Origin of the sequence: Kitasatospora purpeofusca, from assembly GCF_000718025.1 — a bacterium.
Lineage (GTDB): Bacteria > Actinomycetota > Actinomycetes > Streptomycetales > Streptomycetaceae > Kitasatospora > Kitasatospora purpeofusca.
On sequence record NZ_JODS01000010.1, the window covers coordinates 1 to 21,673 of the forward strand.

The following is a 21,673-nucleotide window of genomic DNA, read 5'->3' on the forward strand; positions in this document are numbered from 1 at the left end:
CCAGCTTATCAGATGTTTTCCGTGCCGTTCCCGGCGCTTCCTTCGTCCAACTCGCTGGTGTCTTCTGCGGCTTGACGCCCCGTCCGACGTTTCAAACTCTAGCCGATCCCCGCTCCGAAAAGCGAATCCGGCCGCAATCCTTGAAAACAGGCACACCTAATAGACCCTGAGCCGGAACGTATCGAAAGAAATAACGACACGCCTCGGCCCGCGATGCGTGTCCGGTGCTCCCTGCCGAGCGACTACAGAACACTACGCCCGTTCGGAGGCAAAGGCAAACAGTCCGTCCGGACGATGCGGGTGCAGACGGCACGGCCGGCCTTCACGTACTCGCCGTTGGGGTGGTCGTTGCCGGTGACCCAGCGGCGGGCGGTGGCCTCGTCCCGGCCGCCGGCGCGGTGGCGGCCGAGGAGGCGGGCCTCCCGGACGGCGTCGTCGGCCTCGACGTACCAGAGTTCGCGCAGCAGTCGGCGGGCCTCCGGCCAGGGGTGGTCGGCGGAGGCGAGGTAGTTGCCCTCGGTCACGACCAGGCGGGCCCGCGGGTGGACGACGTGGCGGGCGGCCACCGGTTCGTCGAGGTCGCGGTCGAAGTCGGGGACGTAGATGTCCTGGAAGCGCTCGGTGGCGACCCGGCGCAGCAGGGCGACGTAGCCGTGCGCGTCGAAGGTCGCGGGTGCGCCCTTGCGGTGGCCCAGGCCGAGGCGGTCGAGCTGGGCGGCGGAGAGGTGGAAGCCGTCCAGGGGGAGGTAGGCGGCGCTGCCCGGGCCCTCCCGGCGCTCGACCTCGGCGACGAGGTGCCGGGCCAGGGTGGACTTGCCGGCGGCGGGCGGGCCGGCGAGACCGAGGATGGTGCGGGCCTCGCTCCCGGGGCCTCGCAGCAGGCCGAGGGCGAGGGCCGTCAGGCTGTCGGCGCCGGGGGTGTCCCCCGTGCGGTCCCCGGTGGTGCGGTCCGCGTTCATGGGCGAACCCTACTCAGCGGGCGAGCGCGGCGGGCCGACCCCGGCGACCGATCCCGGGGGACGGTCCTGCGGGCGGCCCCGGCTACACGGGGCGTTCGGCGAGGGCGGGCAGGTCCAGGGTGAGGGTGCCGGCGTCGGCGTCGAGCAGGGCGGGGACGCCGAGCGGGACGGTGAGGGTGGACGGGCAGTGGCCGAAGCCGAGCTCCCAGACGACGGGGACGCCGAGCGGGCCGAGCCGGTCGAGCATGACGTCGCGGACCCGGTCGAGCGGGCCGCAGCCCTCCCAGGAGCCGAGGGCGATCCCGGCGACGCCGTCGAAGGCGCCGGAGCGCAGGAACTGGGTGAGGAGCCGGTCGAGCTGGTACGGGTGCTCGTTGACGTCCTCGAGGACGAGGATGCTGCCGGCGTAGGAGGGGCGGGCGGCGGGGGTGCCGCGCTCGGCGGCGAGGACGTGGGTGCAGCCGCCGGCGGTGACGCCGCGGGCCCGGCCGGGGACGAGGGTGGCGGCGGTGGGCGAGGTGATGACGGTGGTGGCGGCGGGGTCGAAGAGGGTGCGGCGCAGGTGTTCGGCGGTGCGGGCGTCGCCGATGAAGCCGGCGGTGGCGCTCATCGGTCCGTAGAGGGTGGCGAGGCCGAGTTGCTGGGCGAAGGCCTCGTGCAGGGAGGAGACGTCGCTGAAGCCGATGAGGATCTTGGGCGGGACGGCGCGCATTGCGTCCCAGTCGAGGAGGTCGACCATGCGGTGGACGCCGTAGCCGCCGCGGGCGCAGATGACGGCGTCGACGGTGGGGTCGAGCCAGGCGGCCTGGAGGTCGGCGGCGCGGTCGGCGTCGGTGCCGGCGAGGTGGCCGAGGACGGGGTGGGTGTCGAGGACGTGCGGGGCGACGGTGACGCGCAGTCCCCAGGAGCGGAGGACGTCGGTGCCGGCGCTGAGCCGCTCCGGGTCGATGGGGCCGCTGGTGGCGACCACGGTGATGTGGTCCCCGGGGCGGAGGTGCGGCGGGCGGGTCAGCCCTCGGCCGGGGGTGGTCGGGTGCTGGTCCATGGCCGGGTTCCTTCCGGGACGGGGGGCTCTCGGGGCCGGCGCGGGACCGGCCCCGAGAGGTTACGCCCCTGACGCGTTCACAGCGATCCCATGACGGCCCGCACTTCGGTGAGGGTGGCGTCGGCGATCGCGTTGGCGCGTTCGGAGCCGGTGCGCAGGACCTGGCGGATGTGGCCCCGGTCGGCGGCGAGTTCGGCGCGGCGGGCGCGGATCGGGCGGAGGTGTTCGTTCACGGCCTCGGTGACGGTGCGCTTGAGGGCGGCGGCGCCGCCGTCGCCGATCTCCTCGGCGAGTTCCTCGGGGGCGCGGTCCTGGCAGAGGCCGGCGAGCAGGAGGAGGTTGGCGACCTCGGGGCGGCCGACGGGGTCGTAGGTGATGCGGCGGTCGGCGTCGGTCTTCGCGCCCTTGAGGAGGCGGGCGGTGGTGTCCTCGTCGGCGGCGAGCGGGACGGAGTTGCCGCGGCTCTTGCTCATCTTGCCGCCGTCGGTGCCGAGGAGCAGCGGTGCGGCGGAGAGCAGGGCGCGGGGGCGGGGGAAGACGGGGGTGCCGTCGGGGTGCGGGTAGCGCTCGTTGAAGCGGCGGGCGACGGTGCGGGCGACTTCGAGGTGCGGCAGCTGGTCCTTGCCGACGGGGACGAGGTCGGCCTTGCAGAAGAGGATGTCGGCGGCCTGGTGGACGGGGTAGGTGAGCATCAGTCCGTTCACGGCGGCCTGGCTGGAGTGGGCGATCTCGTCCTTGACGGTGGGGTTGCGGTGGAGTTCGGCGACGCTGACCAGGCTGAGGAAGGGCAGCAGCAGTTGGTTGAGGGCGGGGACGGAGCTGTGGGTGAAGATCGTGGCGCGGTCGGCGTCGATTCCGGTGGCGAGGTAGTCGACCACGAGGTTCTCGGTGTGTTCGGCGAGGCGGTCGGCGAGGTCCCGGTCGGTGATGACCTGGTAGTCGGGGATGACGAGGAGCATCTCGACGCCGAGGCGCTGGAGGTGGACGCGGTTGCGGAGGCTGCCGAAGTAGTGGCCGAGGTGGAGCGGGCCGGTGGGGCGGTCGCCGGTGAGGACGCGGTGGGCGGCCGGGTCGGCGCGGATGCCCTCGTCCAGGTCGGTCAGGTGGCTCGGGTCGGCGGGGGCGGTCGCGGCGGTCGCGGCGGTCGCGGCGGTCGCGGTGGTCACGGTGGTCACGGGGTTTCTCCTCGGTACGGCGGTGGTCGCGGCCGTCCGGGGCTCGGGGCCCGTCCCGTCGGAGAAACGCAGCAGGGCCGTCCATCCCGGACGGCCCTGGTCAGGCGTGGCTGGTGGCCGTCCTAGGACGGCCACCAGTCGAGACCTGCGAAGCGCTTCATGGGTTCGAGGGTAGCGGTCGCGGGTGCCGGACCGCCGCCGGTTTTCCGCTTCCGCGCCGCGGCTCTCCGTGCTGCCGCTTTCCGCGCTGCTCCGTCGCCCGTCAGTCCTCGACGACGAGGGCGGGGGTGTCCTGGCGGAGGGTCTCGCCGCGGAAGAACGCGGGCCGGTAGGCGCTGTACACGAACATGAGGACGGCGCCGAGCAGCAGGATTCCGACGCCGATGACGAACACCGAGCCGATGCCGAACACGGCGCCGCTGCCGTACTCCGGGTCCCAGGCGTCGGTGAGGGTCTGCAGGAAGACGCCGGCGAGCAGGAGGCCGCCGAGCAGGGGGGCGAGGCCCTTGAGGACGAGGTCACGCAGGCTGTCCCGGAGCGAGTGGCGGAAGTACCAGACGCAGGCGAAGGCGGTCAGCGCGTAGTAGAAGCAGATCATCAGGCCGAGGGCCAGGATGGTGTCCTGGACGACGTTCTCGCTGATCACGCTCATGCCGACGTAGAACACGGCGGTGGCGGCGCCGGCGGCGAGGGTGGCGAAGCCGGGGGTGCGGTGGCGCGGGTGGACGGTGCCGAAGCGGGGCGGCACGGCCCGGTAGGCGCTCATCGCGAGCAGGGTCCGGGCGACCGGGATGAAGGTGGTCTGCAGGCTGGCGGCGGCGCTGGCGACGACGGCCAGGAAGAGCAGGATGCTCCACGGCGAGCCGAGGACCGGGCGGGCCAGGGCGGAGAAGACGTTGTCGGCGGTGTCCGGGTTGCCGAGGCCGTTGCCGGTGCTGCCGACGCCGGCGAACATCTGGGCGGCGACGGCGACCAGCAGGTAGGAGCCGACCAGGGTGACCATCGAGATCATCGCGGCCCGGCCCGGGGTCTTGGCGCTGCCGCTGGTCTCCTCGTTCATGGTGAGGCAGGTGTCCCAGCCCCAGTACATGAAGATCGAGAGCGACAGGCCGGCGGTGAAGGCGCTGAACGAGCCCACCTCGAGCGGGTTGAGCCAGGAGGCGGAGAAGCCGATGGAGTCGGGCAGGTCGCCGGTGGCGGCCTTGCCGATGGCGATGCCGGCGAACAGCAGCAGGACGGCGAGCTGGAGCCCGACCAGGCTGTACTGGAACCACTTGGTGGCCGTCATGCCGCGGTAGCTCATCGCGGTGGCGGCGGCGATCAGGACGACGACGGTGGCCAGATGGACGGCCTTGTTGTCGTTGAGGTCGGCGACGGCTCCGCTGCCCGTCATCTCGCCGAGCATCAGGTAGAGGAAGTCGGTGGCCACCCCGGCGAGGTTGGACAGCACGATGATGGTGGCGACCGTCAGGCCCCAGCCGGCCATCCAGCCGACGCGGGGGCCGAAGGCCTTGACCGTCCAGGTGAAGGACGTGCCGCAGTCCGGGAAGTCCTTGTTCAGTTCCTTGTACGCGAACGCGACGAGCAGCATCGGCAGGAAGCCGGCCAGGAAGACCGCCGGCATCTGGACGCCGACGGCGGTGACCGTCGGTCCCAGGGTGGCGGTCAGGCAGTAGACCGGGGCGACCGTGGAGACGCCCAGGACCACGCTGCTCAGCAGGCCGACGGAGTTGCCCCGTAGGCCCTTGTCCCCCGCTGCCCCCGTCGCCCCCGCCACCCCCGGGTCGGGGGCTCCACCACTGGCACCACTGACCGGGGCACCCTGCGGAGCGGCGGGCGCCGTTGCCCGGCCGCTGCTTCCGTGCTCTGAGAGCTGCTGATCAAACACCTGCGCACCCTAGGTGCGGGTACCGAAGGTTGAGTAGGCCAACCCTTGGTGATTTGAACCACTCCCTTCGATTCACCCCTGCAGAGCCGGACGTTGGCCGATGATGCATGGGGTGTTAAGGCGTGTACCTTTATTTCAAAGGGTTGTTACCGAATTGATTTGCCCGCTGTGTCACGTTTTGAGACGTTTTGCCATCGGCCCGGCGGGCCCGGTGGACGCGGCGCGGGATCGTTCGGGGACGTCGGATAGGTTTGCCTTGCCTCACCACATTCCGCCCCCGAAGGAGCGCCGCGTGTCCCCCACTCCCGGCCACCCGACCACCCCCCGCCCCGGCCGACGGGCCCTGCTCACCGCGGCGCTCACCGGCGGCGCCGTCCTCGGCCTCGGCGGACTCCTCACCGCCTGCGGCGGCTCGGGCGGCTCCGGCGGATCGACCGGATCGGGCGGCTCCGGCGGCGGCGCGGCGAAGCCCTCCGGCGGCTCCGCGCCCGACCAGAAGTCCGTCAAGCAGGGCGGCGACGACTACGCCACCGTGATCGAGAAGATGAAGGGCTTCGGCACCGACGCCGCACCCGGCGTCTACCCGCGGACGATCAGGCACGCGCTGGGCGAGACCGTCCTCCCGGCGAAGCCGACCCGGGTCGTCGTCCTCGACACCGGCGAGCTCGACAACGTCGTGTCGCTGGGCATCCAGCCGGTCGGCGTGGTCCACACCGACGGCTCCAAGAACATGCCGTCCTACCTCAAGGACAGGGCCGGCAGCCCCGCCGCCGTCGGCACCATCAACAGCCTCAACCTGGAGGCCATCGCCGCACTCAAGCCGGACCTGATCCTCGGCAGCCAGCTGCGCGCCCAGGACCAGTACCAGCAGCTCTCCAAGATCGCGCCGACCGTCTTCTCGCTGCGCCCCGGCTACCCGTGGAAGCAGAACTTCCTGCTCAACGCGAGCCCGTTCGGCCTGGAGGCGGAAGCCAGGGCCCAGCTGGACGCCTACCAGGCGGCGGCCGCGGCGATCGGCGCCGCGCTCGGCGACAAGCGGCCCACCATCACGCCGCTGCGCTTCATGCCGGGCAAGACCCGGCTGTACGCGGAGCTGTCCTTCATCGGCACCGTCCTCACCGACGTCCGGCTGCCGCAGCCCGCGATCGAGCAGGTCAAGGAGCTCGCGGTGGAGATCGGCCCCGAGCAGATCGACAAGGCGGACGCCGACTGGATCTTCTACGGGGTCTACGGCACGCCCAGCTCCACCAACCAGGACGCGGTGCTCGGCGGGGCGCTCTGGAAGACCCTGGGCGCGGTCAAGTCCGGCCAGGCGCGGCCGGTCCCGGACGAGACCTGGTTCCTCGGGCTCGGCGTGGCCGCCGCGAACGTTGTCCTGTCCGACCTGAAGGGCTTCGTGGCACCCGGCGCCTGACCGGCACCCTCCGGGGGGAGGGCCGGGCGGGAGGCCGGAAAGGCAGACCGGGCGTGGGAACCGGGGAGCCCGATGGGACGTCAGGGTGTTGTGCAGGTGGGACCGGTGGTACGAGGGGGACTCGTGGGGCGTGACGGTGTTGTGGGGCGCAGGGGGCGGAAACGCGCTTGGAGCACGTCGCCCGGTGCGGGAGGATCGACGGGACCGTACCCCGAAGGGCCCGTGCCAATGACCACGCTCGACCGGACCGCCGCCGACCGGCTGCCGTCCGCCCCACCCGCTCCCCCGGCGCTCGACGCCGCCGCCCCGGTGGACGGGGCGACCCGCTGCTCGATCACGGCGACGGGCACCGACGGCCGGACGGGCGGCGCGACCGGCGTCCTGCCGGGCGGCTCGGTGCCGCGGCCGCGCGCCGGGGACGCCGACGGCGGGTCCGAAGCGTCCGACCCGTCCCCGGCTGCCGAGGCGGGCGGGACGAGCGCGACGGGCGGGTCGGCCGGGGCGGGCAGGTCCGGCGAGGCGTCCCCCTGGCTCCGGCAGCCGCCGGCCGTCCAGGAGCGGACGGTCCCGGTGCTGCGGGCGCCCCACGAGGAGCCGCGCACCGCCGTCAGCCGGCGGCCCTCGCCGTCGCGCCGCCTCCGCCTGCTGCATCCGCAGACGGTGGCCGCCCCCGTCCGGCCCGACAGCGCGCGCACCGGTCCGGCGCCGGCCACCGGCGCGCCGGTCGTCCCCGGACCGCGCACCGACGGCGACCGGGACGCTCCCCGACCGAGGACGGCTGCGGCCGAGGCCCCGTTGGGCGTGCTGATCGGTGGCACCCCCCAGCTGCCCGACGCCGGCGGGCGCCCGGGCCGCGCCGAGGAGCGGCCCGCCGTCCGGGCGACCGCCGAGCTCCTCCGGCTCGGCCGGGGGACCTGTCTGGTCGTGCTGCCCGCCTGGCGGCCCGCGATCGCCGTCTCGGTACCGACCGAGCTGCTGCTGAGCGCCACCGGCCTCGCCTTCGACCAGCTCACGGAGGCGCGGCTCTCCGTCGTGATCAACCCCGGCGCCCTGCACGACCGGGAGCTGGAGCTCCGGGACTGGCGGGTCGGCCCGCCCGGGCGGCCGGGCCGACGCGGCCGGCGGCGCCCGCTCCAGGCGTTCGGGGCCGACGGGACCGCCGCTCAGGAGCGGACGGACCCACCGTTCGGGATGTAGCCGAGATCGACGGGCCGGGGTTCGCGCCGCTCGGTGAGCCAGCCCTCCCGCACCTCGGCCAGCAGCTCCGGCAGCCGGGGCGGCCAGAGGGCGTCCGCGTTCTCGTCCGCGAGGTCCGCCGGGGTCCACCAGCGCCAGTCGAGGATCCGGTCGGCGGCGTGCACCGCGCTGACGTCGCCGACCGGGCCCCGGTGCGGGCCGTCGGTGAGGTAGATGTGCTCGTGCTGACGGACCGGCGTGCCGTGCCAGGTGAAGTCGTGTTCCCAGGTGCAGAGCAGCGGACCGGGTTCGAGGTCCGACCAGCCGGTCTCCTCCCAGAGTTCGCGGCGCGCCCCCGCCCACGGCGTCTCGTCGGCCTCGATGCCGCCGCCCGGCATGGTCCAGTGCACGCCGACCTCGCTGTTGTCCGAACGCAGGAGGAAGACGGAGCCGTGCTCGTCCAGGACGACCGTCCTGGCGGCCCGGCGTGGGGTCCTTCGCGCGTTTCGCCACAGGTTTCGCATCGGGTCACTCTGCCAGCGGTGCGCTGCGGCCGTCGAACGGATTCCGCCGCCCTCCCGGCCGGTGGCGGCGGCCGGTGGCGACGACGGCCCGGCCGGGCCGGTCAGGGCCGGTCAGGGCCGGTGGCGTCGGGGTTTTGACGGCTCGACGGGCTGCCCCTGGCCGTACCCTGACGCCCATGCCCGCACCCGCGTTCCTCCTCCCCTCCCATCCGCTGGACCCGCGCCGGATCGATCCCCAGTTCGTCCGGGAGGCCCGGCTGCTGCGGGACCTGGGCGGTGAGCACCACCTGGTCGACCACGACGCGCTGCTCGCCGGTGACGCCCGCGCGGCCGTCGACCGGGTCCCGGCGGGCCGCGGACCGTTCTGGTACCGGGGGTGGATGCTCCCCTCGGACCGCTACGCGGCCTTCGCCGCCGCCCTGGCCGAACGCGGCGGGCATCTGCTGACCAGCCCGCCCGGGTATGCCTCGGCACACGAACTGCCGGGCTGGTACGGGGTGTTCGAGGGGGCGACGCCGCAGAGCGTCTGGCTGCCGCTGGCGGGGGCCGGCAGCGGCAGCGGAGCGGCGGGCGGCGGTGGGGAGGCGAGCGATGGTGCGGACGGGAGCGGCGGTGGGGACGGGGCCGGGATCGCGCCGCCCGGTCCGGAGCGGCTGGCGGCGGCCGTCGCCCGGCTCGGCGGGCGGGGACCGGCGATCGTCAAGGACTACGTGAAGTCCCGCAAGGACGAGTGGGGCGAGGCCTGCTTCGTCCCGGAGCTGGCGGACCTTCCGGCCGTGGCCCGGGTGGTCGCCCGGTTCGTGGAACTGCAGGGCCCCTACCTGGCCGGGGGCGTGGTGCTGCGGCGGTTCGAGGAGTTCACCCGGGTGGTGTGGGACGCCGACGACGCGCCGTCCGGTGGTTCCGGGCGGCTCCGGGCCCAGGACCCCGGGCTGCCGGACGACGGCCGGGGCGGGCGACGGCGGGCCGTGGAGTCGCGGGTGTGGTGGCTGGACGGCGAACCGGTGCTGGTCGGACCGCATCCGGACCTGCCCGGCTGCCCGTCCGCCCCCGACCTGTCCGGGGTGCGGCCGCCGGTGCGGACGCTCGGCTGCCGGTTCGTCACCACCGACCTGGCCGAGCGGGCGGACGGCTCCGGCTGGCGGGTGGTCGAGGTCGGTGACGGGCAGGTGAGCGAGCTGCCCCGGGGGATCGATCCTTCGAGGCTGCTGATCGCGCTGCTCGCGGCGTGAACGACCGGGGGCGGGTGGCCGGGGAAGGTGGTTGGGGTGCGTTCGGGGCGGGGCGGGCGGTCGTGAGGACCGCCCGCCCCGCCCCGGCCGCTCACGCTCCGGCGATCACGTCCGGGACAGGGGCGGACGCCGTGGCGGACCGGTGGTGCCCCTCCGCCACGAAGGCCTGCCAGAGCCGGGTGTACGCCCCACCCCGGGCCAGCAGTTCCTTGTGCGTACCGTCCTCGATCACCCGGCCGTGGTCCAGCACGACCACCCGGTCCGCGCGCTCGGCGGTGGTCAGCCGGTGCGCGATGACCAGGGTGGTGCGTCCACCGCTGAGCCGGTCCGCGGCGTGGTTGACCGCCGCCTCGGTGGCCAGGTCGAGCGCCGCGGTGGCCTCGTCCAGCAGCAGGATGTCCGGATCGACCAGTTCGGCCCGGGCCAGCGCGATCAGCTGGCGCTGACCCGCCGAGAGGTTCCGCCCCCGGCCGGCGACCTCGTGCTCGTAGCCGCCGGACAGCCGGAGGATCATGTCGTGCGCGCCGACGGCACGGGCCGCCTCCTCCACCTCCTCCGGCGAGGCGCCCGGGCGGCCGTACGCGATGGCCTCGCGCACCGTCCCGGCGAACAGGTAGGCCTCCTGCGGCACCACCCCGAGCCGGTGCCGGTACTCGGCGAGGTCGTAGCGGGTCAGGTCGACGCCGTCGACCCGGACGGTGCCGGACGTCGCGTCGTAGAACCGGGCGACCAGCTTGACCAGGGTCGACTTGCCGGCCCCCGTCTCGCCGACCAGCGCCACCGTCTGCCCGGCCGGGATCCGCAGGCTGATGTCGGTGAGGACGGCCGGGGCGCCGTCCGCGCCGCCGTTGTAGGCGAAGCCGACGCGGTCGAACTCGATCTCGCCGCGGAGCCCGGCCGGGACGGGCACCGGGTCGGCCGCCTGCGCGGTGCTGGTCGGGGTGCGCAGCAGCTCGCGGATCCGGCCGAGGCCGACCGCCGCCTGCTGGTAGCCGTCGAACACCTGGGAGAGCTGGTTGACCGGCGCGAAGAACAGGTCGATGTAGAGCAGGTAGGCGACCAGCGCGCCGACGGTGAGCGTCCCGGCGTCCACCCGCGAGGCACCCATGATCAGCACCAGCGCGGCGGCCACGCTGGAGAGGAACTGCACGAACGGGAAGTACAGCGAGATGTAGAGCTGCGCCCGGACCCGGGCGTCCCGGTAGGCGATGCCCCGGGCGACGAAGCGGTCCGTGTTGGCGTCCAGCCGGCGGAACGCCTGGACGATCCGCATGCCGGCCACGTTCTCCTGGAGGTCCGCGTTGACCGTGCTGATGAGGTCCCGGGAGATCTCGTACTGGGCCTTGGACTTCCGGCGGAACACCAGGGTCGCGACCGCCAGCAGCGGCAGCACCGCGAAGACCGCCAGGGCGAGTCCGGCGTCGATCACCAGCAGGGCGGCGAAGATGCCGAGGAAGGTCAGCAGGCTGACCACCGCCGTGACCACGCCGGTCTGCAGGAACGAGGTGAGCGAGTCCAGGTCGGTGGTCATCCGGGTCATGATCCGGCCGGAGAGTTCACGCTCGTAGTAGTCGAGGCCGAGCCGGTTGAGGTGGGCGAAGATCTTGAGCCGGAGCGAGTAGAGCACCCGCTCGCCGGTGCGGCCGCTGACCCGGTTCTCGGCGCCCTGCACCAGCCAGTCCAGCAGGACGATCACCAGGGCGGCGAGCGAGGCGACGGCGACCCCGGTCATGACGCCCTTGCTGACGCCGTCGTCGATGCCGTGCCGGATCAGGATCGGCAGCACCAGGCCGGCGCCAGCGTCCAGGGCGACCAGGAGCAGCGCCAGGGCGAGCGGGAGCCGGAAGGGGCGCAGCAGGCGGCGGAGGCTGAAGTCGGGGTCTCCCCGCTCGGCCTCGGCGCGGGGGATCTCCGGGTGGTCGGTGGCCGGCGGGAGGGCGGCGACCCGGGCGAGCAGTTCGGGTGCGGCGGTGCGGGCGGCCTTGGCCAGGGCCGGGGTGGGCATGGCGGGGGTGGGGGTGCTCGGGTCGGTGCCGGCGGTGGCGCCGGTGTCCTGGGTGGGTTCCGCGGCGGCAGGCTCTGCGGCGGCGGTTGTGGGCGGCTCGGCCGCTTCGGGTGCCGCCGGGGGTGCGGCGGGGGTGGTCCGGCCCGCCTCGGGGTCGGTGATCAGGGCCCGGTAGCGGGGACATCGGGCGTCGAGTTCCTCGTGCGTGCCGATGTCGAGCAGGCGGCCGTGGTCCAGGACGGCGATCCGGTCGGCCAGCTGGAGGGTGGAGCGGCGGTGGGCGATCAGCAGGGTGGTGCGGCCGGCCATCACCGAGCGCAGCGCGTCGTGGATCTCGGCCTCGATCTGCGGGTCCACGGCCGAGGTGGCGTCGTCGAGCAGCAGGATCCGGGGGTCGGTGAGGATCGCCCGGGCCAGGGCGATGCGCTGGCGCTGGCCCCCGGACAGGGTGAGGCCCTGTTCGCCGACCTTGGTCTCGTAGCCGTCGGGCAGCGCCCGGACGAACTCGTCGGCCTGGGCGGCGCGGGCGGCCGCGACGACCTGCTCGTCGGTGGCGTCCGGGCGGCCGTAGGCGATGTTGGTGCGGACGGTCTCGGAGAAGAGGAAGCTCTCCTCGGGCACGATGCCGACGGCCGACCGGACCGAGTCGAGGGTCAGGTCGCGCAGGTCGTGGCCGTAGAGGCGGACGGCGCCGTCCGCCGGGTCGTAGAACCGGGGCACCAGCTGCGCGACGGTGGACTTGCCCGAACCGGAGGAGCCGACCAGGGCGAGGGTCTCGCCGGGGGCGAGGCGGAGGCTGAGGCCGTGCAGGACCGGGGCCGGGTGCTCGGGGTCGTAGCGGAACTCGACCCGGTCGAACTCCAGCGCCACTTCGGTGGTGAGCGGTCCGACGACGCGCGGGGCGGCGGGCGTGGTGGCGTCCGGACCCGCGGGCGTGGTGGCGTCCGGACCGGCGGGCGTGGTGGCGTCCGGACCGGCGGGCGTGGTGGCGTCGGGTGCGGCGGTGCCGGCGGCCGGTTCCGCGGCCAGGTCGAGGACGACCGCGTCCGGGCGTTCCCGGACCAGCGGCCGCTCGTCGATCAGCTGGAGCACCCGCTCCACACCGGCCCGGGCCTGCTGGCCGACCGTGATGACCATGGTCAGCATCCGGACCGGGCCGGTCATCTGCGCGACGTAGGTGGAGAAGGCGACGAAGGTGCCGAGCGAGACCTGCCCCTCGACCGCCAGCCAGCCGCCGAAGGCCAGCACCGCCACCTGGGCGAGCGCCGGAACGGCCTGCATGGCGGGGTTGTAGCGGCTGTTGAGCCGGATCGAGCGCAGCCGGGCGGCGAAGAGGTTGCGCGAGGCCGTCTCCAGCTTGTCCAGCTCCTGCCCCTCCTGGCCGAAGCCCTTGACCACCCGCACGCCGCCGATCGCGCCGTCCACCACCCCGGCGACGGCCGCGGCCTCCTGCTGGGCGGCCCAGGTGGAGGGGAACAGCCGCTTGCGGCTGAGCGTCGAGATCCAGCACAGCACCGGGGCCATCACCAGCGCGACCAGGGTGAGCGGCGGCGAGAGCCAGAGCATCACGCCGAGCGACATGACGAACATGAGCAGGTAGCCGGTCATCATGGGCAGCATCGAGAGCAGCCCGTTGACCAGTTGGAGGTCGGAGGTCGCGCGGCCGACCACCTGTCCGGTGTCGAGCCGGTCCTGGCGGTGGCCGTCGAGTCTGCCGAGCGAGCGGAAGAGGTCCGCGCGCAGGTCGTGCTGGACGTCGACGGCCAGCTGTCCGCCGTAGTAGCGGCGGACCTGGGTGCAGCCGAACACGACGGCGGCGGCCAGCAGCAGGACGACGGCCCACGGGGCCAGCGGCCGGGAGTGCGCGGTGATGACGTCGTCGATGATCAGCTTGGTGACCAGGGGCACCAGGGCGGTGACGGCCATGCCGAGCAGCGAGGCGCCGAAGGCGAGCAGCACCGCGCGTCGGGAGCGCCAGCAGTAGCCGAGCAGCCGTCGGAGCCAGCCCGCGCCCTCGGGGTCGTCGGCGCCGACCGGCGCGCCGGAGTCGTCGGGGGCGGTCGTGGACGGTCCGTGCTTCCGGTCCGCCCGGGCACGCCCGGCCCCGGGCCTGTCCGGCGAGGTGCCCGCGTCGTTCGTGGCGCCGTCCGCGCCCGGGGTGCCGGTTCGGGTGCCGCTCGGGGAAAGCTCCACCGTAGATCCGTGAGTCTCAGGCATATTTAGGGATGCTAACCATTCCGTCGGGTGACCGCCATGGATTTTCAGGCCAGGACGCGCCGGGGGTCCCGGCCCGACGGACGGGCCAACAGCCTGCGGCCTGCGGTGATTCCCGCCGGGCCGGACCGGCGCTCGTTACCAGGGTCGCCGATGGAGCGGGCGCCGCCCACCGTCCACCGACGCAGGGGGCGGACCGCCCTTGGTCCTAGGCCGGACGTCCGACCCGGCCTGCCCCCGAATGGAGCAACGGCCCCGAGGGGCGGGCGGGGCGGCCGGGCCGGCCGGTCAGGCCCGTGCGGCGTCGGCGGTGTCGGCGGTGGGGTCGGCGGCGGCGTCGGCGGGGGCCGGATTGCCGAGGCCGCTGCGGGCGGCGACGGAGTCGGCGGCCGCCGAGAACGCGCCGTGGGCGAGGTCGTGCAGCAGGGCGGCCATCGCGTCGCGGGTGAGCCCGACGCGCTCGTCCCCCTGGGCGGGGTTCGGGCCGTGGCTGTGCGGAGTCGAGTTGATCAGCCCGAAGACGGCGTGCACGGCCGCCCGGGCGACCGGCTCGGCGGTGGGGGCGGCGAGCGGCGGACAGGCCTGGCGGACCACCTCCACCCAGAGCTCCACGTAGGCGCGCTGGAGGCGGCGGACGGTCCTGCGGTCCTCGTCGCGGAGGTTGAGCAGTTCCCGGTCGTGCAGCGTGATCAGGTCGCGGTCGTCGAGCGCGAAGTCGACGTGGCCGCCGATCAGCGCGTCCAGGGCGGCGGCCGGGCCCTCGCTGCCGCCCGCCCGGCGGCGCCCCTCCTCCAGCAGTCGCTCGCTGATGCCGACCAGCAGGTCGGCGAGCATCGCGTCCTTGCCGGCGAAGTGCCGGTAGAGGCCGGGGCCGCTGATGCCGACGGCCTTGCCGATCTCGTCGACGCCCACGCCGAGGAAGCCCCGGGCCGCGAACAGTCGGGCGGCCTCCCTGCGGATCTGGTCGCGGCGTGCGAGCCCGGAGGCGGATGGGACGTTCGGCATGCCGACCATCGTAGACAGTCGCGTTATCGGTGGTTAACCTGGGCGACGGAAGTTAACGTTCATTAACGTGTGGGGGTCGCGGGCTCACCGGCCCTGTCGGCCCACCTGCCGCCGAGGGCAAGGGAGCTCTTGGGATGGTCATCTCCACTGTCGGCGCACCCACCGGCATCAATGGCAGCGCGGCGGCCGGCACCCCGGCGGGCGGCGCGGCCCACGGCCGCGGCGCACCGGGCGCGGACGCACCGGCGCCCCGGCTCGACACCGCCGCCGACCCCGGGTCCGAGGCGTTCCGGACGAACACCGACGCCCACCGGGCCCTGGTCGCCGAACTCCGCGAGAAGCTCGGCACGGCCGCGCTCGGGGGCGGCGCCAAGGCCCGCGCCCGCCACACCGCGCGGGGCAAACTGCTCCCCCGCGACCGGGTGGACACCCTGCTAGACCCGGCCTCCCCCTTCCTCGAACTCGCCCCGCTGGCGGCCGACGGGATGTACGACGGCGCCGCCCCGGCCGCCGGGGTGATCGCCGGGATCGGCCGGGTCGCCGGGCGCGAGGTGGTGGTGGTCGCCAACGACGCCACCGTCAAGGGCGGCACCTACTACCCGATGACGGTCAAGAAGCACCTGCGCGCCCAGGAGGTCGCGCTGGAGAACCGCCTCCCCTGCGTCTACCTGGTCGACTCCGGCGGTGCCTTCCTCCCGATGCAGGACGAGGTCTTCCCGGACCGCGACCACTTCGGCCGGATCTTCTACAACCAGGCTCGCCTCTCCGCCGCGGGCATCCCGCAGATCGCCGCCGTGCTGGGCTCCTGCACGGCCGGCGGCGCGTACGTCCCGGCGATGAGCGACCAGGCCGTCATCGTCCGCAACCAGGGCACGATCTTCCTCGGCGGACCGCCGCTGGTGAAGGCGGCGACCGGCGAGGTGGTGACCGCCGAGGAGCTGGGCGGCGGCGATCTGCACTCCCGGACCTCCGGCGTCACGGACCACCTGGCCGAGGACGACGCCCACGCCCTCTCCATCGTCCGCACCATCGTCGCCGGGCTCGGCCCGCGCGCCGCCCGCCCGTGGCCGCTCGCCCCGGCCGAGCCGCCGGCCGTCGACCCGGCCGGCCTGTACGGGGCCGTCCCGGTCGACCCGCGCACGCCCTACGACGTGCGCGAGGTGATCGCCCGGCTGGTCGACGGCAGCCGGTTCGCCGAGTTCAAGGCCGAGTACGGCGCGACCCTGGTGACCGGCTTCGCCCGGATCCACGGCCACCCGGTCGGCATCGTCGCCAACAACGGCGTGCTGTTCGCCGAGTCGGCCCTCAAGGGCGCCCACTTCATCGAGCTGTGCGACCAGCGCGGCATCCCCCTCCTCTTCCTGCAGAACATCACCGGCTTCATGGTCGGCCGGCAGTACGAGGCGGGCGGCATCGCCAAGCACGGCGCCAAGATGGTCAACGCCGTCGCCTGCACCCGCGTCCCGAAGCTGACGGTGGTCATCGGCGGCTCCTACGGGGCCGGCAACTACTCGATGTGCGGCCGGGCCTACTCACCCCGCTTCCTGTGGATGTGGCCGAACGCCAAGATCTCGGTGATGGGCGGCGAGCAGGCCGCGTCGGTGCTGGCCACCGTCCGCCGCGACCAGCTGGAGGCCCAGGGCGAGGAGTGGGCCACCGAGGCGGAGGAGGAGTTCAAGCGCCCCGTCCGCGAGCAGTACGAGCGCCAGGGCAACGCCTACTACGCCAGCGCCCGGCTCTGGGACGACGGCGTGATCGACCCGATGGACACCCGGACCGTCCTCGGCCTCGCCCTCACCGCCTGCGCCAACGCCCCGCTCCCGGCGCCCGGCCCGTTCGGCGTCTTCCGCATGTAGCGCTCCGCCCGGGGCGGCGGCCCACCCGCTCCGCCGCCCTCCCCGGTGCCCGGCACCCACCCGGTGTCCCGCCACCTCCTTCGTACGGCCCCCTCGACCCGGAGGAACGCCTCCCATGTTCGACACAGTTCTGGTCGCCAACCGCGGTGAGATCGCCGTCCGGGTGATCCGCACCCTGCGGCGGCTCGGCGTGCGCTCGGTCGCCGTGTTCAGCGACGCCGACGCCGACGCGCCGCACGTCCGCGAGGCCGACGTCGCGGTCCGGCTCGGCCCGGCCGACCGCAGCGACAGCTCCGCCGCCGAGACCTACCTGCGGACCGACCAGATCCTCGCCGCCGCCCGCCGGACCGGCGCCCAGGCCGTCCACCCCGGCTACGGCTTCCTCGCCGAGAACGCCTCCTTCGCCCGCGCCTGCGCCGACGCCGGCCTCGTCTTCATCGGTCCTCCTCCCGCTGCGGTCGAGCTGATGGGTGACAAGATCAACGCCAAGGAGGCCGTGCGGACCGCCGGCGTCCCGGTGGTCCCGGGCAGCCAGGCCGCCGCACCCACCGACGAGGACCTCCTCGCGGCGGCCGACGTGATCGGCTACCCCGTACTGCTCAAGCCCTCCGCCGGCGGCGGCGGCAAGGGCATGCGCCTGGTCCGCGACCCGGCCGAGTTGCCGACCGAGATCGCCGCCGCCCGGCGCGTCGCCCGTACCGCCTTCGGCGACGACACCCTGCTGCTGGAGCGCTGGGTCGACCGGCCGCGCCACATCGAGGTGCAGGTGCTGGCCGACGCCCACGGCACCACCGTCCACCTCGGCGAGCGCGAGTGCAGCCTGCAGCGCCGCCACCAGAAGCTGATCGAAGAGGCTCCCTCCGTCCTGCTCAATGCCGAGACCCGCGCCGCCATGGGCGCCGCGGCCGTCCGGGCCGCCGAGTCCTGCGGTTACACCGGCGCCGGCACCGTGGAGTTCATCGTCCCCGGCATCGACCCGGACTCCCCCACCCCCACGGAGGGCGTGCGGGACTTCTTCTTCATGGAGATGAACACCCGTCTCCAGGTGGAACACCCCGTCACCGAACTCGCCGTCGCCGTGGCCGGCTCGGGGCAGCTCGACCTGGTCGAGTGGCAGCTGCGGGTCGCCGCCGGCGAACCCCTCACCTTCACCCAGTCCGACATCTCCTTCCAGGGCCACGCCATCGAGGCCCGGATCTGCGCCGAGGACCCGGAACGGGACTTCCTGCCCACCGGCGGACGCATCCTGCTCCTCGACGAACCGCGGGGCGAAGGCATCCGGGTGGACTCCGGGGTCGCCCCCGGGACCGTGATCACCAGCTCCTACGACCCCATGCTCGCCAAGGTCATCGCCTACGGGCCCGACCGCCCGACCGCGCTGCGGCGCCTGCGCGCCGCCCTCGCGGACACCCGGATCCTCGGCGTCACCACCAACACCGGCTTCCTGCGACGGCTCCTCGCACACCCCGAGGTCGCCGCGGGACGACTCGACACCGGCCTGGTCGAGCAGACGGCGCAGCTCGATCCCGGACTGCTCGCCTCGCCGTACTCCCCGGCCACCGCGGCCGCGGACCCGGCGACGAGCCCCGAGCCCGCCGGCTCCCTGCCGCCGGAGGAACCGGCACCGGCCCACCTCCTCTACTACGCGGCCGCGCTCGCGCGGCACCTGGACCTCACCCCCGCCGCCGACGCCGACGGCTGGACCGACCCGTTCTCCCTTCCCTCCGGCTGGCGCCTCGGCGGCGACCCCGCCTGGACCACCCACCGGCTCCGCGTCCCCGGCCAGGACCCGGTGTCGGTGAGCATCCGTCCGATCACTGCGAGCAACGTAGCGGAGGCCACCGACAATCCGTCCGGGGCCGCCGCCGAGGTCGAGATCAGGCTCGGCTCCGGACCGGTCCGGCGGGCCCGGGCCGACAGCTCCGACGACGGCCTCCGGCTGACCGTCGACGGCCTGCGGACGGGCTTCGCCCTCGCCGAGGACCGCACCGCCGCGGCCGCCGGAGCGGTGACCTGGCTGGGCGTCGACGGCGACGCGTGGCCGGTGCACCGCCACGACCCGGTCGGCGAGGGCGCCGCCGACGGCGCCGCCCACCACGGCGCCCTGACCGCGCCGATGCCGGGCACCGTCACGGTCGTCAAGACCACCGCCGGGGAGTCGGTCCGCAAGGGCCAGCCCCTGCTCGTCCTGGAGGCCATGAAGATGGAGCACGTGATCTCGGCCCCGCACGACGGCACGGTGAGCGAGCTCCGGGCCGCCGCCGGCGCCACCGTCGCGATGGAGGAGCTGCTGGTCGTCGTCACCCCCGCGGAGGCCGCGGCCGAGTCCGGCCCGGCGGCCGACGGGCCCGTCCCGGCGGTGCGGTCGTGACCGCCACCGCGCCGAGAGGCGCCGGCCCCGCGCGCGAACCCGACGCCCTCGACCTGGGCCTGCCCGCCCCGGTCCGCGCCCCCGGCCTGCCCGAGGAGGTCCGGATCCACGAGGTCGGTCCGCGCGACGGACTGCAGAACGAGAGCGCCCTCGTCCCGGTCGGGGTCAAGGCCGAGTTCATCGACCGGCTGGCCGCCGCCGGGCTGCGCACCGTCGAGGCCACCAGCTTCGTCCATCCGAAATGGGTGCCCCAGCTCGCCGACGCCGAGGAGCTGATGCCCCGGCTGGCCGGCCTCCCGGACCGCCACCCCGGGCTGCGGCTGCCGGTGCTGGTGCCCAACGAGCGCGGGCTCGACCGCGCGCTGGCCCACCACGCCACCGATGTCGCGGTGTTCGCCAGCGCCACCGAGACCTTCGCCCGCCGCAACCTCAACCGCTCGGCGGACGAGGCGATGGCGATGTTCCGCCCCGTGGTGGAGCGGGCCTCGGCGGCCGGGGTCCCGGTCCGCGGCTACCTGTCGATGTGCTTCGGCGACCCCTGGGAGGGTCCGGTCCCGGTCGCCCAGGTGGTCCGGTCCGGTCTGCGGCTGCTGGAGATGGGCTGCGCCGAGCTGAGCCTCGGCGACACCATCGGCGTGGCCACCCCGGGCCAGGTCACCGACCTGCTCGACGGGTTCGCGGCGGCGGGCGTGCCGGTCGACCGGCTGGCGGTGCACTTCCACGACACCTACGGCCAGGCGCTCAGCAACACCCTGACCGCGCTGCGCGCCGGGGTCACCACCGTGGACGCGTCCGCCGGCGGGCTGGGCGGCTGCCCCTACGCCAAGAGCGCCACCGGCAACCTGGCCACCGAGGACCTGGTGTGGATGCTGCACGGCCTCGGCATCCGGACCGGCGTCGACCTGCGCGCCCTGGTCGCCACCAGCGGCTGGATGGCTCGCCGGCTCGGCCGCCCGAGCCCGTCCCGCACGGTGCAGGCCCTGCTCGACGCCGCCGAGGCCGGCGCCTCGGACTGACCCCGCACCGACCGCACCGACCGTCCCGCCCGTCGGCCGGGCGACTGCCCGCCCGGCCGACGCACCCGGTGGACCCGGCCGTTCGACCGCCGACCGGTCCACCCCCGTTCGTCCGCTCTTCGCACTGCCGGCCGTCCGTCACACCCGCACGGACGGCGGTCGCCCCGACCACGCCCGCGCCCACCCCGGCGGGGCACCAGGAGGATCACCATGCTCGACCACCGGTTGAACACCGAGTACGAGGAACTGCGGCGCACCGTGGCCGAATTCGCCCAGGACGTGGTCGCGCCGAAGATCGGCGACTACTACGAGCGGGGCGAGTTCCCCTACGAGATCGTGCGGGAGATGGGGCGGATGGGCCTGTTCGGCCTGCCGTTCCCGGAGGAGTACGGCGGCATGGGCGGCGACTACTTCGCGCTCTGCCTGGTGCTGGAGGAGCTGGCCCGGGTCGACTCCTCGGTCGCGATCACCCTGGAGGCGGCGGTCTCGCTCGGCGCGATGCCGATCTTCCGCTTCGGCACCGAGGAGCAGAAGCGGGAGTGGCTGCCCCGGCTGACCTCCGGCGAGCTGCTCGGCGCGTTCGGCCTGACCGAGCCCGAGGGCGGCTCCGACGCCGGGGCGACCCGCACCACCGCCCGCTACGACGAGGCCACCGACGAGTGGGTGATCAACGGCACCAAGTGCTTCATCACCAACTCCGGCACCGACATCACGGGTCTGGTCACCGTCACCGCGCTCACCGAACCGCTCGCTCGTTCGAGTGAAGAGGGCGAATTCTCCTCGCCCCGGCGCGAAATCTCCTCCATCATCGTGCCCACCGGGACTCCCGGGTTCCAGGTGTCGAAGAAGTACTCGAAGGTCGGATGGAACGCATCCGACACCCGCGAACTGTCCTTTACCGACTGCCGCGTTCCCGCGGCCAACCTGCTGGGCGAGCGAGGTCGCGGCTACGCCCAGTTCCTGCGGATCCTCGACGAGGGCCGTATCGCGATCGCCGCCCTGGCCACCGGCCTGGCCCAGGGCTGCGTCGACCAGTCCGTCCTCTACGCCGGTACCCGCCGCGCCTTCGGCCGGCCCATCGGCGCCAACCAGGCCATCCAGTTCAAGCTCGCCGACATGGAGATGCGCGCCCACACCTCCCGCCTCGCCTGGCGGGACGCCGCGTCCCGGCTGCTGCACTCGGAACCGTTCAAGAAGGAGGCCGCGATCGCCAAGCTGTACTCGTCGGAGGCCGCCGTCGACAACGCCCGCGAGGCGACCCAGATCCACGGCGGGTACGGCTTCATGAACGAATTCCCCGTCGCCCGCTTCTGGCGGGACTGCAAGATCCTGGAGATCGGCGAGGGCACCTCGGAGGTGCAGCGCATGCTCATCGCGCGGGAGCTCGGCGTCTCCTGAGGCTGCGGCAGGTCCCTGTCCGGCCCTCCGCGTCGTCCGCAGGGGACGACGCGGAGGGCGGGCACCACGGTCGAGAGGGCGCCCAGCGGGGCGCCCGGAGAGAGGAAGGAGTCACCACCGCCGCACCGACAGGGCGGCGGTCAGCACCCCCGGAGTCGGCAGGGCGTCGACCGACCCGGATCTCGGGCCGCTGCGGGCTGCTGCGGGCTGCTGCAAGCCGGGATGGCGACCGAGCAGTCGGCCGTGCCCAACGGCGTTCGCACAAGCGGCTGTTCACCACCGCAGACCATCGGCGCGCCGAGGACCTGAGCGCCCTGAGGGTCATGACGGTCGGCCGGTACTCGGCCTGGTTCGTCAACCGGTGCGGCGGCCGCCCACGACGCCGCGGCCCAGGA

14 protein-coding genes are annotated in these 21,673 nt (G+C 74.2%); 7 read left to right on the forward strand and 7 right to left on the reverse strand.

The features are described 5' to 3' along the window. Nucleotides 1–242 precede the first annotated feature (242 nt). From IF01_RS0116130 to IF01_RS0116145, 4 genes are all read right to left on the reverse strand, one after another. Nucleotides 243–959, reverse strand: a complete 717-nt coding sequence (locus tag IF01_RS0116130) for a nucleoside/nucleotide kinase family protein (RefSeq protein WP_051755449.1) — start codon at nt 957–959, stop codon at nt 243–245. A gap of 82 nt (nt 960–1,041) precedes the next feature. Beyond that, a complete protein-coding gene (locus IF01_RS0116135) occupies nt 1,042–2,004 on the reverse strand; it encodes a S66 peptidase family protein (protein WP_030394115.1) in 963 nt (320 codons plus the stop codon). A 77-nt stretch (nt 2,005–2,081) separates the two neighbouring features. Continuing rightward, complete coding sequence (gene trpS / locus IF01_RS0116140) at nt 2,082–3,179, reverse strand: tryptophan--tRNA ligase (RefSeq protein ID WP_030394116.1); 1,098 nt, start codon at nt 3,177–3,179, stop codon at nt 2,082–2,084. A 262-nt stretch (nt 3,180–3,441) separates the two neighbouring features. Then, nucleotides 3,442–4,956: an APC family permease gene (locus IF01_RS0116145; protein WP_051755451.1), complete on the reverse strand. Its 1,515-nt coding sequence runs from the start codon at nt 4,954–4,956 to the stop codon at nt 3,442–3,444. A 403-nt stretch (nt 4,957–5,359) separates the two neighbouring features. Here IF01_RS0116145 and IF01_RS0116150 point away from each other — a divergent pair, with 403 nt between their 5' ends. Both IF01_RS0116150 and IF01_RS0116155 read left to right on the forward strand, forming a co-directional pair. Continuing rightward, nucleotides 5,360–6,481 (forward strand): ABC transporter substrate-binding protein, encoded by a 1,122-nt coding sequence (locus IF01_RS0116150; RefSeq protein WP_244215526.1) that lies wholly within the window; start codon nt 5,360–5,362, stop codon nt 6,479–6,481. A 228-nt stretch (nt 6,482–6,709) separates the two neighbouring features. Continuing rightward, the gene (locus IF01_RS0116155; RefSeq protein WP_030394119.1) at nt 6,710–7,678 is read left to right on the forward strand and encodes a hypothetical protein; all 969 of its coding nucleotides are present in this window, start codon (nt 6,710–6,712) and stop codon (nt 7,676–7,678) included. On the opposite strand, the gene IF01_RS0116160 is transcribed toward IF01_RS0116155, so the two are convergent. Further along, complete coding sequence (locus IF01_RS0116160; RefSeq protein ID WP_030394120.1) at nt 7,645–8,181, reverse strand: NUDIX hydrolase; 537 nt, start codon at nt 8,179–8,181, stop codon at nt 7,645–7,647. The genes IF01_RS0116155 and IF01_RS0116160 overlap by 34 nt on opposite strands. A 176-nt stretch (nt 8,182–8,357) precedes the next feature. Between IF01_RS0116160 and IF01_RS0116165 the strand changes: the two genes are divergently transcribed. Continuing rightward, nucleotides 8,358–9,413: an ATP-grasp domain-containing protein gene (locus IF01_RS0116165; protein ID WP_030394121.1), complete on the forward strand. Its 1,056-nt coding sequence runs from the start codon at nt 8,358–8,360 to the stop codon at nt 9,411–9,413. 91 nt (nt 9,414–9,504) lie between these two features. Here the strand turns inward: IF01_RS0116165 and IF01_RS41810 are convergent, their stop codons facing one another. Then, a complete protein-coding gene (locus IF01_RS41810; RefSeq protein WP_244215527.1) occupies nt 9,505–13,635 on the reverse strand; it encodes an ABC transporter ATP-binding protein in 4,131 nt (1,376 codons plus the stop codon). Between the two features lie 285 nt (nt 13,636–13,920). Continuing rightward, nucleotides 13,921–14,637: an SACE_7040 family transcriptional regulator gene (locus tag IF01_RS0116175; RefSeq protein ID WP_030394123.1), complete on the reverse strand. Its 717-nt coding sequence runs from the start codon at nt 14,635–14,637 to the stop codon at nt 13,921–13,923. Nucleotides 14,638–14,771: 134 nt separating this feature from the next. On the opposite strand from IF01_RS0116175, the gene IF01_RS0116180 reads away from it, so the two are divergent. The 4 genes from IF01_RS0116180 (at nt 14,772) to IF01_RS0116195 (ending at nt 21,278) form a co-directional block, all read left to right on the forward strand. Beyond that, nucleotides 14,772–16,493, forward strand: coding sequence for a carboxyl transferase domain-containing protein (locus IF01_RS0116180; protein ID WP_233290405.1), 1,722 nt, complete (start codon nt 14,772–14,774; stop codon nt 16,491–16,493). 115 nt (nt 16,494–16,608) lie between these two features. Next, complete coding sequence (locus IF01_RS0116185; protein ID WP_051755452.1) at nt 16,609–18,864, forward strand: acetyl/propionyl/methylcrotonyl-CoA carboxylase subunit alpha; 2,256 nt, start codon at nt 16,609–16,611, stop codon at nt 18,862–18,864. Continuing rightward, entirely contained in the window at nt 18,861–19,880 is a 1,020-nt protein-coding gene (locus IF01_RS0116190; RefSeq protein WP_094745571.1) for a hydroxymethylglutaryl-CoA lyase, read from the forward strand. Before IF01_RS0116185 ends, IF01_RS0116190 begins: the two co-directional genes overlap by 4 nt. Nucleotides 19,881–20,090: 210 nt before the next feature. Next, entirely contained in the window at nt 20,091–21,278 is a 1,188-nt protein-coding gene (locus IF01_RS0116195) for an acyl-CoA dehydrogenase family protein (protein WP_030394127.1), read from the forward strand. Nucleotides 21,279–21,673: the final 395 nt, after the last annotated feature.

Bases quoted from the DNA above. Each gene is read 5' to 3' on its own strand.
- IF01_RS0116130 (WP_051755449.1), bottom strand. From the start codon at position 959: ATGAACGCGGACCGCACCACCGGGGACCGCACGGGGGACACCCCCGGC.
- IF01_RS0116135 (WP_030394115.1), bottom strand. From the start codon at position 2,004: ATGGACCAGCACCCGACCACCCCCGGCCGAGGGCTGACCCGCCCGCCG.
- IF01_RS0116155 (WP_030394119.1), top strand. From the start codon at position 6,710: ATGACCACGCTCGACCGGACCGCCGCCGACCGGCTGCCGTCCGCCCCA.
- IF01_RS0116160 (WP_030394120.1), bottom strand. From the start codon at position 8,181: ATGCGAAACCTGTGGCGAAACGCGCGAAGGACCCCACGCCGGGCCGCC.
- IF01_RS0116165 (WP_030394121.1), top strand. From the start codon at position 8,358: ATGCCCGCACCCGCGTTCCTCCTCCCCTCCCATCCGCTGGACCCGCGC.
- IF01_RS41810 (WP_244215527.1), bottom strand. From the start codon at position 13,635: ATGCCTGAGACTCACGGATCTACGGTGGAGCTTTCCCCGAGCGGCACC.
- IF01_RS0116175 (WP_030394123.1), bottom strand. From the start codon at position 14,637: ATGCCGAACGTCCCATCCGCCTCCGGGCTCGCACGCCGCGACCAGATC.
- IF01_RS0116180 (WP_233290405.1), top strand. From the start codon at position 14,772: ATGGTCATCTCCACTGTCGGCGCACCCACCGGCATCAATGGCAGCGCG.
- IF01_RS0116185 (WP_051755452.1), top strand. From the start codon at position 16,609: ATGTTCGACACAGTTCTGGTCGCCAACCGCGGTGAGATCGCCGTCCGG.
- IF01_RS0116195 (WP_030394127.1), top strand. From the start codon at position 20,091: ATGCTCGACCACCGGTTGAACACCGAGTACGAGGAACTGCGGCGCACC.